Raw genomic sequence first — 14176 nt, 5'->3', positions numbered from 1 at the left:
CGACGAGTTTTCCCGCGCATGCGCTTGACCCTTTTTCTACCACTGGCAGCGACATTGTCGGCCTGCGCGGGACCTGTGCGCTACGCGCCCGCCCCCGCGGTGCCGCTCACGTCGGGGTCGCTCGACTTGGCGCGCGATGCGTCTCGAATGGTGGAAGCGCGGCTCGATCAGGACGGCGACTTCCACGCCGGCGACCTCGTCCGCCTGAACTTTCCCTACACGCCGCAGCTCAACAGCGACCAGCGCGTCCAGTTGTCGGGCGCGATCAGCCCGCCGCTGCTGTCACCCGTCGCAATCCGCGGAATGACCGCGTCCGAGCTGCAGGCAAGGCTGCAGGCGCTCTACCGGCCCAAGCTGGCGCGCCCGGAGGTGTCGGTCTCGATCCTCGAATACAACCGTCCGCCCCCGCCGCAGGAGATCTTCGTGCTGGGCGAAGTCGCCAAGCCCGGAAATTTTCCGTACCGTGACGGCACCACGCCGTTCGAGGGGATCGCGCGCGCGGGCGGCGGAAACCGCGATGCAGACCTGTCGCGCGTGGTCGCGCTGACGCCGATCGGCAATCAGCTGGTCGCGCGCATGCTCGACCTGTCCGCGACGCTGAAGGGCAGCGCGCGGCCGATCGACTTCCTACCACCCTATACCATCCTGATCGTGCCGCCGACGGGTATTGCGCGCGACGTCGATCGCTCGCGCCAGATTCGCGCCATCATCGGGTTCAACGGCATCAACATCGGCTCGGCCGTTACGTTGATCCAGCCGTGATCGCCGTAGTGCCACGCCGGGCCGCGCCATGAACGGGATTGGCGCCACCTACCTGCGCATCGTGCTGTCGCGCTGGCGGCTGATCCTCGCGCTCGTGCTGTCGTGCACGCTGGTCGCCGGGGGTGTCAGCCAGTTCATCCTGACGCAGAAGCCGAAGTTCGAGGCGGCGGCACGGCTCAACATCGTGCCCACCGCCGAGGAGCTCGGCTACGCGAGCCGGTTCGTGCGAGGGTCGACCTTCGACGGCGGCAGCGTGCTGCTGGGCACCTACGCCGAGTTCGCGCGGACGCGCCCGGTCGTGGCGCCAATCGTCGACCGCTACATCGCCGAGCATGCCGCCGCCGCCGGGCAGACCAGCGCGCAGTGGATCGCGGCCAACACCGGCGCGCCGTCCTTCTCACCCGGCCGCATCCTGTCGATCCTCAATTACGGCGAAGCGCCGCCGCTTCCGTTGCGTGAGGACATGATCGAGGCGGTGCTGGAGGGCACCACGATCGAGACGGTCGAGGGCACCTACCTGATCCGCATCGCCGTCGAGTGGGACGACCCGCAGTCCGCGGCCTGGTTCGCCAACGCGCTGGCCGACGCGATCATCGCGCGCGCCGACAACGCCTCGCGCAACTCGGGACGCGAGCTCGCCGGCACGATCGAGAACCGGCTGGACCAGAAGCGCGCCGAGCTCGCCGCGGTGCTGAAGCGGTCACGCGATCTCAAATCTTCGATCGGCGTCGTCGACATCGACCGGCAGAAGCAATCACTGCTGGAAGCGCGGCTGACCGAGCAGGCCGCGCTCACCACCGACCGCGCCGCCCGCGACTCGGCGGCGAGCCAGGTCGCAGCACTGCGCCGGCAGGCAGGCGGGAAGCTGTCGAGCGCGCAGGGTGTGCTCGATCAGACGCTCGCGGTCGAGGCGCCACGCGCGTCCGGGCTGGAGCGCAGCGTCGCGATCCGCGAGGGCCGCATCGCGCAGCTCGACCGCCAGATTGCCGGACTCGGCGGGTACGAGGATCGCGTCAAGGCGCTCGATGATCAGGCGACCGCGCTGCAGGCGGAGGTCACCGCGCTGACCGAGCGGGTCAGTTTCAGCCAGACCGAGAACCTCGCCAATGGCCCGCGCATCCAGCTGATCGAGCGCGCGACCCCGCCGCTGGTCCGATCGTCGCCCAAGGTGTTCTTCAACACGATACTGGGCTTCATCGCCGGATGCGCGCTGGCGGCGTGCGCGCTGTTGCTGCTCGGTCCCGCGCCGGAACGCCGGCAGGACGACGACGTGCAGGAAGAAGAAGCGCATGCGCCAGATGCGCCGCTCGACCCGGTCGCTGACGAAGACCTGCGCCCGGTCGCGGCCGTCCACCCGATCCGACCCGAGCCTGCACCGGTAACCATGCCGGCCCCTGCACGCCCGATCAGCTTCGGCAACGTGGCGGTCGCGACGCCGCCCGGTCCGGCAGTCCGCGTTGATCATCACCTCGCCCGGCCGCTGCCCCGCCCCGCCGCCCAGCAAGGCTATTCGCCCGCGGAGATCGCCGCGGCTGGCCAGTTGCTCAGCGAGGACGCGACGCTGCGGCTCGACGACGATCGCCCGGTCTTCGTCGGCGCGGTCGGACAGGATCGCGACGCGCAGCACTTGTCGCAGCTCGTCCACGGCCTGCTGCGTCGCGGCGAGCGCCGGCTCCACATCGTCGACGGAACGCAGCCGGGCGCGAACTGGGACGGACCGAACAAGCCGTTCGTCTATCTCGGCGGTTTGCAGGACAGCGCACGGCCGGACGTGATCGCGCGCGTGCCCGACGACGCGGTGCTGCTGCTCGCCGCCAGCGGCGACGAACGCGTCTACTGGCGCGAGCAGGGCGACACCGCCGCGCTGCCGACCGCGCATGTCGTCGATTTCGACAGCTGACCTGCCGCGCGGCGGCGCCGCGCATCCGTCGGATCGGCGCACCGCAGAGACGGTGCGCGCGCTCGCGATGGTGCCGCTCGTCGTCTACGCGGTGCTGACGCAGCTCGACGCGGTCGCCAACCGGCTGTCGGGCGGATCGCCGATCGGCACCACCGAGCTGACGCTCGCCGCGTTGATCGGCATGACCGTGCTCATCTTCCTCCTGCCTCGGGATGGGGCGCCGGCGCGCGCGTACGGCAGCACGGGGGCACGGTTGATCGCGCTCATGTTCTGCTGGGCGGTGGTCAGCTCGACCTTGTCGGCGCACAAGGCAGAGGGCTTGAGCTACCTGTCCAAGCTGCTGGTCGCGGTCGCGCCGGCGCTGTGCACGCTGGTGATCGCCGACCGACCCGCGCGCATCCGCCTGCTGTTATGGGCGATCATCGCGGCGGGTGCCGTATCGGCGGCGATCGTCGTAATCGAGTCGCGAACCGGCACCCGCCTCGTCTCCACCTCGGTCGCGGCGACGACGGCGGGGTTCGAGGGCGTGGCACGTTCGGCCGGCGGATCGGATCAGAACCCGACGACCGCCGCGCAGATGCTGCTCGTCTCGGTCGCGCTCGCCGCCGCGCTGTTGTTCTCGGGCGAACGGCGATTTCGCCTGATCTACGCGGGCGTGGTCGTGCTCGGCACGCTCGCGCTGGTGCTCGGCTCGGCACGCAGCGCGATCATCGGGCTCGCGGTCGCGTTCGGGTTCATCGCCTTGTCGTTTCGCCGCAAGCCCTATTTTCCGCTGCTGATCGTCGCGGGGGTGGTCGCCTGCGTCGGTGCGATCCCGTTCCTGCCGCCGACGCTGCTCGAACGCTTTTCCGCGGTCACCGATTTCGGGCGTGACCAGACGCTGTTTCGCCGCATCACCTACCTGCGCATCGGCTTCGACCTGCTCCAGCAATCACCGATCTGGGGTGTCGGGCCGGGCAACTTCCCGCTCTACTATCTGCTGCCCGACTATCGCTGGATGCCCGGACGCGAGCTCTACCCGCGCGAACTACACAACACCTACCTCGATGCCGCGGTCGAGTATGGGCTGGTCGGCTTCCTCGCCTTCGCCGCCGCGCTCGGCTACGCGCTCGCCTCCGCGTGGCGCGCCGCGCACGCGCGCAACCCGACGCTTGCGCGCTCGGCGTTCGCGGTCGGGGTCGCGCTCGCCGCATTGATGGCCGCATCGTTCTTCATGCCGCACAAGAACCTGCGTTACCTGTGGCTGGTGGTCGCGATCGCCGTGCAGTGCGGGCGCCTGCGCGCCGCCGAGGAGGACACGTGAAGCTCGCCGTCATCGTCACCGAGTTCCCGAAGTCGACCGAGACGTTCATCTACCGCGACCTCACCAAGTTCATCGAGGCGGGCGTCGACCTGCGCCTGTACCACGTCGCGCCGTACCGCCACGCACAACCGCTCCACGGCTTCGCCGCGCCGCTGAAGGAGCGCGTGGTCGACATCGGCTTCGCGCAGCCAGTCGCGGTGCTACGCGCACTGCTGCGGCATCCGCGCCGGCTGCTCGGCGGGATCGCGCGGATGCTCTGGGCCTATCGTCTTCACCCGAAGATCGCTGCCAAGTCGCTCGCGCTCGTACCCAAGGCGCTGGCGCTCGGCGTCCACGCGCGCGCCTGGGGCGCGACTCACGTCCACGCCGAATTCGCCGGGCATCCCGCGACCGCTGCCTGGATCGCGCATCTGGCGGGTGGCCTGCCCTATTCGGTCAGCTGCCGCGCGCACGACGTTTTCCGCACCCAGGCGCTGCTGGCGGAGAAGCTGGGCGACGCGCAGGCGGTTCGCACCGTCAGCGAATTCGGTCGCGACTTCCTGCGCGCGCGCGTGCCCGGCATGGCGACGCGCGACATCCACGTCATCCATTCCAGCGTCGACGTGTCGCGCATCGCGGCCGTAGAGCAGGTGCCCGCGACCGATCCGTTCCGCATCCTCTACGTCGGCGCGCTCGAACCCAAGAAGGGCGTCGCGCACCTGCTCGACGCGCTGGTGCTGGCGGGAGCGGACCTGGGCGAGTGGCGCTGCGACCTGATCGGCCACGGACCCGACGCCGAGACGCTGCGCGCACGCGCAGAGGCGCTCGGACTCGCCGATCGCGTCCGCTTCCACGGCGCGCAACCGTTCGAGGTCGTCGCGGAGGCGTATCGCACCGCCAGCGTCTGCGTCGCACCGAGCGTGATCGGCCCGGACGGCCGGCAGGAAGGCATTCCCAACGTGATGATCGAGGCGCTCGCCTATCAGCGCCCGGCCATCACCACCGCGATCTCAGGGATTCCCGAACTGATTCGCGACGGCGACACCGGCTTGCTGGTGCCGCCCGGCGACGCAGCCGCGCTCGCCGCCGCACTTCGACGCGTCCACGCCGATCCGCTCGCCGCGCTGGCGATGGCACGCCGCGGGCGCGCGCACGTCGTCGCCGAGTTCGACCTGGAGAAGAACGCGCGGCGGCAGCTCGCGCTGTTCTTTCCCGCCTGATCTTCAATAAGCGGCGCGGTCGCCGCCTTTACCGAGCGCGCGCTTGACCCGCGCCGCCGCATTCTTGATCATCCGGTGACCGGCGACCTTTACCGCATCGATCCCCGGGTTAGCACCCGACGCGGTCGGCGGCACGCCCAGCGCGCGCATCCGCTGGTTGACGCGGTGCAGCCGCGCCTCGCCGTCGCTCATTGCCGAACGCCAGGTGATGCTGAACGAGATCGAGGGCACCGGTCCGTTCTGCACCCAGTGCGGCGCCTTGACCGGTACGTAGACCGCCTCGCCCGGTCCCATCGCGAAGTCGCGCGCCTTCGCGTCGAAGCTCGGGTCGTGGCGCATGTTGCGATGCGCGCCGCCGCGGTGGAACGCCTCGTGCACCTCCTGCGGCACGATCTCCGCGTCGCCGGTCGGATAGACCCGCATCGTCTTGGTGCCCGCGATCTGGAGCAGGATGTTGTGTTCCGGGTCCATGTGGAACGGGGTCACCGATCCCGGCGCCGACAGGAAGATGAACGCCTCGCGCCGGCGATACTCGCCCGTCATCAGCTGCGTCACCGGCGCGATCTCAGCCAAGCACGCGTCGATCAGCGCCGCATAGGCCGGGTCTACATCGACCTTCTTCAACACCATCCAGCAGCCGTTGGTCGCGATCGTCCGCACGATCTCGCCCGGCGACAGCGTCGACTGACGGATACCCGAGGGGTCCTGATCGACCTTCAGATTGCCCAGGCTCTGCTCGACGTGGCTCGCCGGCAGTCGTTCGGCGAGCGCCGCCAGCGCATCCGGGGCGAACAACGGGTGATCGTGCAACTGGTGGCGGACCGCCGCCGCCTCGCCCGGATAGGCGCGCGCGAAATCGACGAGGCCGCCGTCTGCGAAGAGCGTTGCGTCGGTCATGCAGCTATTCCCTGGATTGTAGCGGAGCGATCCACGCGACGCGCGCGCCAGCGGTCCTGGCCCAGGCACAGCAAGCGCGAGAAAGCATTGTCGAACGGCACCGCCAGCGAGACGATGCGCCGCCGCTCGGGCCAGATCCGGTCGATCATCGGGTGACCGGCGCGTGCGCAGCTATCCACCCGCCGCAACCCACGGCGGTCGAGCGCGTAGGCGAGATATTCCATCTCGATCAGCACGCCGGGCGAGAAGCTCGCCCATGCCTCGTCATACGCGATCTTCAGCTGGAATGCCTCGTCGCCGCACTCGAGGTTGGTGAGCATCGCGATCGGCTGTCCGCCCACGCTCATGCGGTGGAAGTCGAGCGTGCCGTCAGCGTGCGCGGCGCGCAGGATCGCGCGGAAACAATGCTCGGTCGCCGAATCAGCCGTGGCGGCAACGCCTTCGCGCCCCTTCCACCCGGTCTGCTCCAGCGAGAACAGCGCGTCGATCCACGGGTCTACCGCGTCGCCGCGGGAAAGCCGGTCGAATACCAACGCGCCGCGATCGGCCAGCCTGGCGCGCAGCCGGCGATGTTCCTTCAACACCTTGCCGCGCACGTGCTCGGCCGCGTGCTCGGCACTCGAGCGACCGGCATGAAGCACTGCGCGCGCGTAATCGCGCGTGTGGTAATACGGGCGGCCCTGCTCGCGCAGTATGTTGAACAGCGCCTGCGAGGCGGCGCTGTCGGGATCGAGCGCGGAGAGCCGCAGATACTGCCCCGGTCGTCTTGCGAGCTCCGGCAATGCCGCGCGCCAGAACGCCGCCTCGGCACCCGGTCTCACCAACGGCTCGCCCAGCGCGCGGACGCGCTGGTCCCAGTTCTCGACACAAAGTGCCAATCCACGCACGCGCTTGATCGCGATCGGAAGCGCGCCGGCCAGCATCTCGCCCTGCCATACGAGCAGCACCTGCGGGCGTTGCGCCTCGGGCAAGGCGACGCACGCCTTCACGGCCTCGCGCGTGTAGAACGGGTTGGCGGTGCCAGCTGCGCGCGCGAGTTCATCCCACGCCGCCGCGGGTACGTCCTGCCAGTCGATGATGGATGCGCGTTCGGTCATCAGGTCCGCTTGTGGTGGTGCGGCCGGCATAGCAGTCCAAGTCTCACCAACCGGTTCACACGCTGGACGCCCGAGAGGTTGATCGTTACGCTTCCATTAACCCTGTCTGGCCGCGAGCATGATTACCGACCCCTGGTTCCTCATCGCTGTCGTCGCCAGCTTCACCGGCTACGCCATCTACCTCGCCGGCTTGCAGCGACGGCTGGTCGAGCCGAATCGCGCGTCGTGGCTGATCTGGAGCAGCGCGACGCTGGTCGAGGCGTTCACCTACGCCGCGGTCAATCCGGGAACGCCGCAGTCGATCGTGTTCATGCTGTCCGCCGCCGCCTGCGTCATGATCGCGGTCGCGCTGTGGCAGCGCTCGCGCTGGTCGGCGCCCGATTTGCTCGAAGGCATCTGCATGGGGTCGTCGCTCGCCGCGATCCTGTTGTGGCTGGTATTCCGCGAGGCGTTCTGGGCGCACATGCTGGTCGTCGCCGTCGTGCCCGTCAGTTTCTGGCCGACGTGGCGCAGCGTCTGGGGCGACCGCGCGCGCGAGCGATCCCCGGCATGGGGCCTGTGGTCAATAGGCGATCTCGCCACGCTGATGCTGGCGACGCGTACGGGCGGACAGGATATCGGCGAATACGCCTACATCCTGGTCGAACTCGCCTGCCATGCCAGCGTGTGGTTCATGATTGGGCTCGGCACGGTCAATCCGCTGCGCTCGTTCGGCTGGCGCGAGGGTCGGCTGCGCGTGCTCGACGTCTACGCACCCGCCAACCCGTTCGCGGTGCGCGAGACGCATTTGGGCAAGGCGGTGTTCGCCGCGCAACCGTTTGGCGCAGGGGACGAGATCGTGGCGTTCACCGGGCGCCGTCTGCCGGCTGAGCGACTACCCAGGCGGCTGATCGGCCAGGCTGATCGCTTCGTCCAGATCGCGCGCGATACCTACCTCGGTCCCTCGGGCGGCATCGACGACCTGATCAATCACAGCTGCGCCCCCAATGCCGGGCTGCGGTTCACGGGCGACACACCCGTCCTCGTCGCCATCCGCGACATCGCCGAGGGTGAGGAGATCGCGTGGGATTATTCCACCACGCTCGCCGACGCGCAGTGGCGCATGACCTGCACGTGCGGCGCGCCCGAATGTCGCGGCATCATCGCCGCGTTCGACACGCTGCCCCCTGATCGACAGCGCTGGTATCTGTCGCGTGAATTGGTTGCGCCGTATCTCGTCCCCAACCGCAGCGACGTGGCGGCGTAAAAAGAAACCGATGCTGACCTTCTCGTAAAAACACGACCGAGATTGTTCTTCCCGCCGTTTCAGCACGCATACTCGTAAGATGGACTAGTGCAACGCTGCCACGGACACTGCCGGCCTCTCACGTGTTCAAACACGTAACTTGATCGTTACGATTGCGAGATCGTCGTTCGAGAGACAAGCAGATGAGAGGATCAACTCTATGAACGCTCGTTCTTTGCCCGGTACGATCGCGCTGACCGGCTCGCTAGCTGCGACGCTCGGCCTTGCGGCCTGCGTGAATCCGTCTGCCAAGATCGCGAGCTCGCTGGAGGGCTACGGCTTCCAGCCCGCGCAGTCGCAATGCTTTGGCGATCGATTGGAGGCGAACCTGTCGCTGGGTCAGTTGCAGCAGCTCGGCCGTGCGACGCGCGCCGCGCGAGAGGGTGACACCACGCCGGGTCGATTAACCGCCAGCGACTTCATCCGCGTCGCGGGACAGGTGAAGGATCCGAAGGTCCCCCTCGAAGTCGGCAAGGCGGCGGCCGGCTGCGGCATCCTGACTGACCCCGCCTCCCCGCTCTGAACATTCGGTCGCGGTGGCGGTCTACGCCGCGGCATCCATTTCGATAGCAGCCGGTGCGCGCAGCGTCAGGATCGCGCGCGCACCGGTCCCGCGCCCGTCGCTTTCAAGGCGCAGTGCACCCTCCATCGCGGTCATCGAATTGGCGCACCAGTGGAGCCCCAGCCCGCCCGACTTGTGCGCGCGGGTCGAATAGCCGCGCTGGAACAACGTCGCGCCGACCGCCGGATCGAACCCCTCGCCATCGTCGCTGATCCGCACCGTCACGTGCTCGTCGTCGCGCGCGAACGAGACGGCGATCCGCCCGCCGCTCCGACCCGCCGCCGCGATCGCCTCGCCCGCATTGGCGAACAGATTGCCGACCACCTGGCTCAGGATCACGCGATTGGCGAGCACCGGACATGGCTCGGCCGGATAGCTGAAGCCGATCTGGACCTTGCCCGAGTAGCGCGCGATCGTCGCATTCTGCGCGATCACGTCGGTCATGTCGCACACCGACAGCTGCGGACGCTCGTGCGCCGCCGCCTGCTGCTGCCCGATGATGTCGAGCACGTGGCCGAGCGCGTCGCGTCCGATGCCGAGCTGCTCGACCTGCTCGGCCCGCGCCGTCTCCATCGCGGCGACGCCCGCGCGCACGAACGCGGCGAGTTTCTCACGCCGTGCCGCGGGGATGTCCGGCTTGCCCAACTCCTCCGCCGCGCGCGCCAACATCGCCTGATCGACCGGTGCGGCGCGGTTGATGCCGTGGCTGATCACGGTCGAGATCGGCGACAGCGCATTGCGGACATTGTGCATGACCGCCACCGCGCTCTCCGACCGGCCGAGCGCGAAGCTCTGCGCCTCGATCTGTTCGCGCAGGTCCTTCAGCTGCGTCAGCATGCCGTTGAAGCTCAATCCCAGCGAGCCGATCTCGTCGCGCCGCCCATCGTCCTCCAGCAGCGCGAGCGAGCCCGAGGCGCGAACCCGTTCCATGTGGCGCTCGACCCGCGCCAATGGGGCGAGCACCAACCGGCCAATCATGCGCCGCAGCATCATCAGCACGACCAGCAGCAGCAGCACCGATCCCGCGATCGCGAGCAGCAGCATGCGCCGGCCGAGCAGCGTCACCTCGCGCGGTACGGTGAAGCGCGCGCTCGCAACCGGCTGCCCGTCCGCGCCCGCGATCGGCACGGTGATCGTCATCCGCGCGCGCGATTGCTGCACGACTTCGCCCGCGGTCGGCGTCAGGTCGATTACCGCATTGAGCTGGAGCAATTCGGCGAGCTGGCGCGAACTGATCTCGCGCGCCATCAGCACGTAGCCGCGCGGGGTACCGGTCCCGTCGCTGCGACGGACTTTGGCGACACCGACGGCGGCGACGACGCCGCCCATCCGCGCGTAGAAACTGGTCGAACTGCGCGTGCTCAGCAGCCGCGGCAGATCGAGTCCTTCGATCGATCCGACCAGTCGTGCACGCATCTTCGGCTGATCGCGCCGCGCCTCGTCGATCCAGCGTGCGATGACGATGCGGCGATCGATGCCGACATAAGCCATCGCGTTGACGTCGAGGTTCGCCATCGCGAGCGGCGAGAAGCTCTCGTGCTCGAAGGTGGCGCTCGGATGCGCCATATATTCGTAGCTGTCGTTCCAATCGCCGTAATCCTTGACGGCGCTCTCGACCTTGTTGGCGTACTCGGCGAGCGCGGCGTGGGTCCGCTCGACATGCGCGTCGACCGAGTGCCGCTCGAGCTTGCCGAAACTAGGCGTGATGATCGACGCGAGCAGCAGCGCGATTGCGACCGCGCCGCCTGCCCCGACCAACGTCAGGATCAGCACCAGTCGCGCGCCGAGCGACCGCGGGTTGCGCAGCGCCCTTACACGGGTGCCGACATGGCGACGGACGTGCGCGGCCATCAGCCCGTCTCCCTCAACCGAGCGTGCCCGTCGCGGGCTCCACCTCCAGGAAGCGCGCGTGCGCCATGTCGCGCGCGAGCGGTTCGGCCAGCGGCTTGGCGAAGTGGTAACCCTGCAGGTGGCTCGCGCCCGCGACGCGCAGCAGGTCGACCTGCGCGGCAGTCTCCACCCCTTCGGCGATGACGGTCAGGTTGAGCGACTGCGCCAGGTGAACGATTGACCGCACGATCGCGGCCGATTCCTTCTCGCGCGACATGCCGTCGATGAAGCTGCGGTCGATCTTCAGCGCATCGAGCGCGAATTTACGAATATTGTAGAGCGACGAGTAACCGGTGCCGAAATCGTCGAGCGCGATGCGGAAGCCCATCTGCCGCAGGCGGTACAGCGTTTCCGCGGCGCGGTCGGCATCGTCGAAGATTGCGGTTTCGGTGATCTCGATCTGCAAACGCTGCGGCTCGACCTCGGCGCGCTGGCAGCGCTCCATGATATAACCGACAAAATTGTGCCGCCGGAATTGCCGCGGGCTGAAATTGACCGACACGTACTGCCCCGGCCAGCTTTTCAGGACATCCAGGCTTTGCGCCAGCACCCAGTCGCCCAGCTCGTGGATCAGGTTCGATTCTTCGGCGATCGGGATAAAGGTCGCCGGGCTGATCGGGCCGTATTCGCGCGTGTTCCAGCGCAGCAGCGCCTCGAAGCCCACGACCTCGAACGCGCCGTGCGCGACGATCGGCTGGTAGACGAGCGCCAGTTCGTCGCGCGCGATCGCCTGCGACAGTCCGGTCTCGATCCGGCGACGCACGCGTACGCCCTCGTCCATGCTCTCGTCGAACAGCCGCGCGACACCGCGACCGCTCCGCTTCGCGTCGTTGAGCGCCAGGTCGGCGCGACGGATCAGGTCGATCGGGTCGCGGTTGTCGCCCTCGCCCGCGGTCACCACGCCGGCCGAGGCGGCCGCCTGAACCGAATGCCCCAGCACCTTCAACTCGACCGAGATGGCGTGCACGACGCGCGTGCACGCCATCTCGGCCGCCTGCTCGCCCGCCGCCTCGAACAGCAGCCCGAACTCGTCCCCGCCGAGGCGCGCGACCAGGCCGCCCGCCGGGATCGTTTCCTGCAGGATCGCGCAAATCGCGCGGATCAGCTCGTCGCCCGCCAGATGCCCGAGCGTATCGTTGACCAGCTTGAACCGGTCTAGGTCGATCATCCCGACAGCGAAGCGTCCCGGCTGCTTCGATCGCTCGCCGAGCGCGCGCAGGAAGGCGAGCCGATTGGGCGCCTCGGTCAGCGAGTCGTGATTGGCGACGTGGATCGCCTTCATCTCGTTGGCGGCGAGCTCGGCCGCCTGTTCCTCCAGCTGGATCACCTGCCGCGACAATTGCTCACGCGCGACCTTCAACGCACGGTCCGCCTCCCAACGATGCGCTAACGCGGTCGCGGTCTGGACGATCTCGGCCACCTCGAACGGTTTTGCGATATAGAAGATCTTGTCGGCTGGGCCGGCCACCTTGCTGATCTCGACCGGCGAAAAGTCGGAATAACCGGTCACGATGACGATGTTGATGTCGGGGTCGGCCGCGCGGATGCGGCGCGCGGTTTCCTTGCCATCGATGCCGGGCGGCATGCGCACGTCGATGAAAGCGACAGCGAACGGTTGATCGCCGCCACGCGAGCGCTCGACCTCCGCGACCGCGTCCAGTCCCTGCATGTGATGAACGCAGTCGAAGCTGACCGCTTCGCCGTCGTCCTCCGCCGCTTCGTCGCCGAACAGGTCGGCCGCCATCGCGGAAAGCGTATCGTCGCGCGAACTCGCCGCCGACGCGAAGCTGCGCCGATAGCTGTCGTGCATCGCCGGTTCGTCGTCCACGATCAATATGCGCATGCGTCACTGCCTCTTCGTCACGCAGGCCAGTCGGGCCGCGGATGGCGAGACGGTAAGCGAGGAGGGTTAAACGCGCGTAAAGGGTGTTGCGTCGCGCTCCGCCAGCGCCTGCTGCCCCAGCACGACGGCGCCGAGCGGTCCGGCGTTCGCGCCAAGCGCCGCGGGCACGATGAAGGTATCCATATCCTCCAGCTCGGGCCGTACGACGTAACCGTTCAGGGTCAGCTTCGTCGCCGTCCGCAGTCGTGGCAGCAGGTGCGGGTTGCCGACCATCACGCCGCCGCCGAGCACGATGCGGCGCGGCACGCCCGTCAGCGTAAGTGTCCCCATCAGGTTGGCGAGCGCGTCGACGACGCTGTCCCACACGGGATGATCCGCGGGCAGGTCCTCGCCCTTGATGCCGGTCCTCGCCGCGATCGCCGGCCCCGAAGCAAGCCCTTCAACGCACGCCCCGTGAAACGGACACGCGCCGCTCCAATCGTCACCGGCCAAGCGCGGAACACGAATGTGGCCGAGTTCGGCGTGCGTCAGCCCGTCGACCGGCTGACCACGCGCGATCATGCCGGCGCCGATGCCAGTACCGACCGTCACATAGGCGAGCGCGTCGAGGCCACGTCCCGCGCCCCACCGCGCCTCACCCAGCACCGCACCGACGACATCGGTGTGGAAGCCGACCGGCACGTCGTAGCGATCGGCGAAGCGACGCGCGACGCTCGTGTTCGCCCAGCCGGGCTTGGGTGTCGAGGTGATCTGACCGTAGTCACGCGATTGACGGTCGATCGACACGGGGCCGAAACTGCCGATGCCGATCGCAGCGAACCCGCGCCACCCATCCAGCACGGCCTCCAGCGCGGCCAGCGTCTCCTCGGGCCGCGTGGTCGGCACGCGGACTTCCTCGAGGATCGCGTCCGGCCCGCTCGCCAGCATGGCAACGCATTTCGTTCCGCCAAGCTCGAGCGCGGCGATCAGCGCGGCCTCGCTCACGCGCTCGCTCCGGCAGCGGCGTCGATCCGGCGAAGCATGGCGGTGAACTGATCGATCTCTTCCGTGCTGAACCGCGAGAAGATATGCGCCTCCAGTTCCTTCGCCTTCGGCGCCACCTCGGCGTAGAGCGTTCGGCCGGCCGCGCTCAGCATCAGGTGGTGCGAGCGCCGATCCTGGCTGTTGGGGCTGCGCTCCAGCAGTCCGCGTTGCGTCAGCGCGATCGCCGCGCGGCTGACCGTTACCTTGTCCATCCGCGTCCGCTCGCCAATTTCCGCCTGCGTCGTCGCTGTCCCTTCCGCAATCACGGTAATCAGCCGCCACTCGGGAATGCTGAGCCCGAACAGCGCCTCATAGGCGGTGGCGATGCGGCCGCTGACGCGGTTGGAGGCGACCGACAGCAGAAAGGGGACGAAATCGTCGAGGATCAGGCGATCGGTCATCAGCGATGTGGCTA

At 68.4% G+C, this 14176-nt stretch carries 12 protein-coding genes; 6 read left to right on the top strand and 6 right to left on the bottom strand.

Features of this window, described 5'->3' with window-relative positions; translation table 11 throughout:
• Positions 1-18 precede the first annotated feature (18 nt).
• The 4 genes from BMW51_RS14200 to BMW51_RS14185 are packed head-to-tail and all read left to right on the top strand — an operon-like array spanning position 19 to position 5164.
• Positions 19-762: a polysaccharide biosynthesis/export family protein gene (locus BMW51_RS14200; protein WP_093007571.1), complete on the top strand. Its 744-nt coding sequence runs from the start codon at positions 19-21 to the stop codon at positions 760-762.
• A gap of 28 nt (positions 763-790) precedes the next feature.
• Positions 791-2662 carry a GumC domain-containing protein gene (locus BMW51_RS14195; RefSeq protein WP_093007569.1) on the top strand — a complete coding sequence of 624 codons (1872 nt, stop codon included), beginning with the start codon at positions 791-793 and terminating at the stop codon, positions 2660-2662.
• Positions 2640-3965: an O-antigen ligase family protein gene (locus tag BMW51_RS14190; protein WP_093007567.1), complete on the top strand. Its 1326-nt coding sequence runs from the start codon at positions 2640-2642 to the stop codon at positions 3963-3965. Before BMW51_RS14195 ends, BMW51_RS14190 begins: the two co-directional genes overlap by 23 nt.
• Complete coding sequence (locus BMW51_RS14185) at positions 3962-5164, top strand: glycosyltransferase (protein WP_093007565.1); 1203 nt, start codon at positions 3962-3964, stop codon at positions 5162-5164. Before BMW51_RS14190 ends, BMW51_RS14185 begins: the two co-directional genes overlap by 4 nt.
• A 3-nt stretch (positions 5165-5167) precedes the next feature.
• On the opposite strand, the gene BMW51_RS14180 is transcribed toward BMW51_RS14185, so the two are convergent.
• Together BMW51_RS14180 and BMW51_RS14175 are read right to left on the bottom strand one after the other, a co-directional pair.
• Positions 5168-6061 (bottom strand): cupin-like domain-containing protein, encoded by an 894-nt coding sequence (locus BMW51_RS14180; protein WP_093007563.1) that lies wholly within the window; start codon positions 6059-6061, stop codon positions 5168-5170.
• On the bottom strand, positions 6058-7158 hold the full coding sequence (locus tag BMW51_RS14175) for a GNAT family N-acetyltransferase (RefSeq protein ID WP_177171693.1): 1101 nt from the start codon (positions 7156-7158) through the stop codon (positions 6058-6060). Before BMW51_RS14175 ends, BMW51_RS14180 begins: the two co-directional genes overlap by 4 nt.
• A 118-nt stretch (positions 7159-7276) precedes the next feature.
• On the opposite strand from BMW51_RS14175, the gene BMW51_RS14170 reads away from it, so the two are divergent.
• Together BMW51_RS14170 and BMW51_RS14165 are read left to right on the top strand one after the other, a co-directional pair.
• Positions 7277-8404, top strand: a complete 1128-nt coding sequence (locus tag BMW51_RS14170) for an SET domain-containing protein (protein ID WP_093007559.1) — start codon at positions 7277-7279, stop codon at positions 8402-8404.
• A 199-nt stretch (positions 8405-8603) separates the two neighbouring features.
• Positions 8604-8966, top strand: coding sequence for a hypothetical protein (locus BMW51_RS14165; RefSeq protein ID WP_093007557.1), 363 nt, complete (start codon positions 8604-8606; stop codon positions 8964-8966).
• A 21-nt stretch (positions 8967-8987) separates the two neighbouring features.
• Here the strand turns inward: BMW51_RS14165 and BMW51_RS14160 are convergent, their stop codons facing one another.
• The 4 genes from BMW51_RS14160 to BMW51_RS14145 form a co-directional block, all read right to left on the bottom strand.
• The gene (locus tag BMW51_RS14160) at positions 8988-10856 is read right to left on the bottom strand and encodes a CHASE4 domain-containing protein (protein ID WP_093007555.1); all 1869 of its coding nucleotides are present in this window, start codon (positions 10854-10856) and stop codon (positions 8988-8990) included.
• 13 nt (positions 10857-10869) lie between these two features.
• Positions 10870-12738, bottom strand: a complete 1869-nt coding sequence (locus BMW51_RS14155; RefSeq protein WP_093007553.1) for a putative bifunctional diguanylate cyclase/phosphodiesterase — start codon at positions 12736-12738, stop codon at positions 10870-10872.
• Positions 12739-12804: 66 nt separating this feature from the next.
• On the bottom strand, positions 12805-13722 hold the full coding sequence (locus tag BMW51_RS14150; protein WP_177171692.1) for an ROK family protein: 918 nt from the start codon (positions 13720-13722) through the stop codon (positions 12805-12807).
• A complete protein-coding gene (locus tag BMW51_RS14145) occupies positions 13719-14162 on the bottom strand; it encodes a MarR family winged helix-turn-helix transcriptional regulator (protein ID WP_093007551.1) in 444 nt (147 codons plus the stop codon). The genes BMW51_RS14150 and BMW51_RS14145 overlap by 4 nt, the downstream gene beginning before the upstream one ends.
• Positions 14163-14176: the final 14 nt, after the last annotated feature.

Source organism: Sphingomonas palmae, from assembly GCF_900109565.1.
Classification (GTDB): Bacteria; Pseudomonadota; Alphaproteobacteria; order Sphingomonadales; family Sphingomonadaceae; genus Sphingomonas; species Sphingomonas palmae.
Note: the sequence above shows the minus strand (reverse complement) of the source record. Positions and strands in the feature narration are given on the sequence as shown.

Coding starts and splice junctions, on each gene's coding strand:
- BMW51_RS14165 (WP_093007557.1), top strand. CDS start 8,604: ATGAACGCTCGTTCTTTGCCCGGTACGATCGCGCTGACCGGCTCGCTA.
- BMW51_RS14195 (WP_093007569.1), top strand. CDS start 791: ATGAACGGGATTGGCGCCACCTACCTGCGCATCGTGCTGTCGCGCTGG.
- BMW51_RS14155 (WP_093007553.1), bottom strand. CDS start 12,738: ATGCGCATATTGATCGTGGACGACGAACCGGCGATGCACGACAGCTAT.
- BMW51_RS14170 (WP_093007559.1), top strand. CDS start 7,277: ATGATTACCGACCCCTGGTTCCTCATCGCTGTCGTCGCCAGCTTCACC.
- BMW51_RS14180 (WP_093007563.1), bottom strand. CDS start 6,061: ATGACCGACGCAACGCTCTTCGCAGACGGCGGCCTCGTCGATTTCGCG.
- BMW51_RS14145 (WP_093007551.1), bottom strand. CDS start 14,162: ATGACCGATCGCCTGATCCTCGACGATTTCGTCCCCTTTCTGCTGTCG.
- BMW51_RS14190 (WP_093007567.1), top strand. CDS start 2,640: ATGTCGTCGATTTCGACAGCTGACCTGCCGCGCGGCGGCGCCGCGCAT.
- BMW51_RS14175 (WP_177171693.1), bottom strand. CDS start 7,158: ATGACCGAACGCGCATCCATCATCGACTGGCAGGACGTACCCGCGGCG.
- BMW51_RS14200 (WP_093007571.1), top strand. CDS start 19: ATGCGCTTGACCCTTTTTCTACCACTGGCAGCGACATTGTCGGCCTGC.
- BMW51_RS14160 (WP_093007555.1), bottom strand. CDS start 10,856: ATGGCCGCGCACGTCCGTCGCCATGTCGGCACCCGTGTAAGGGCGCTG.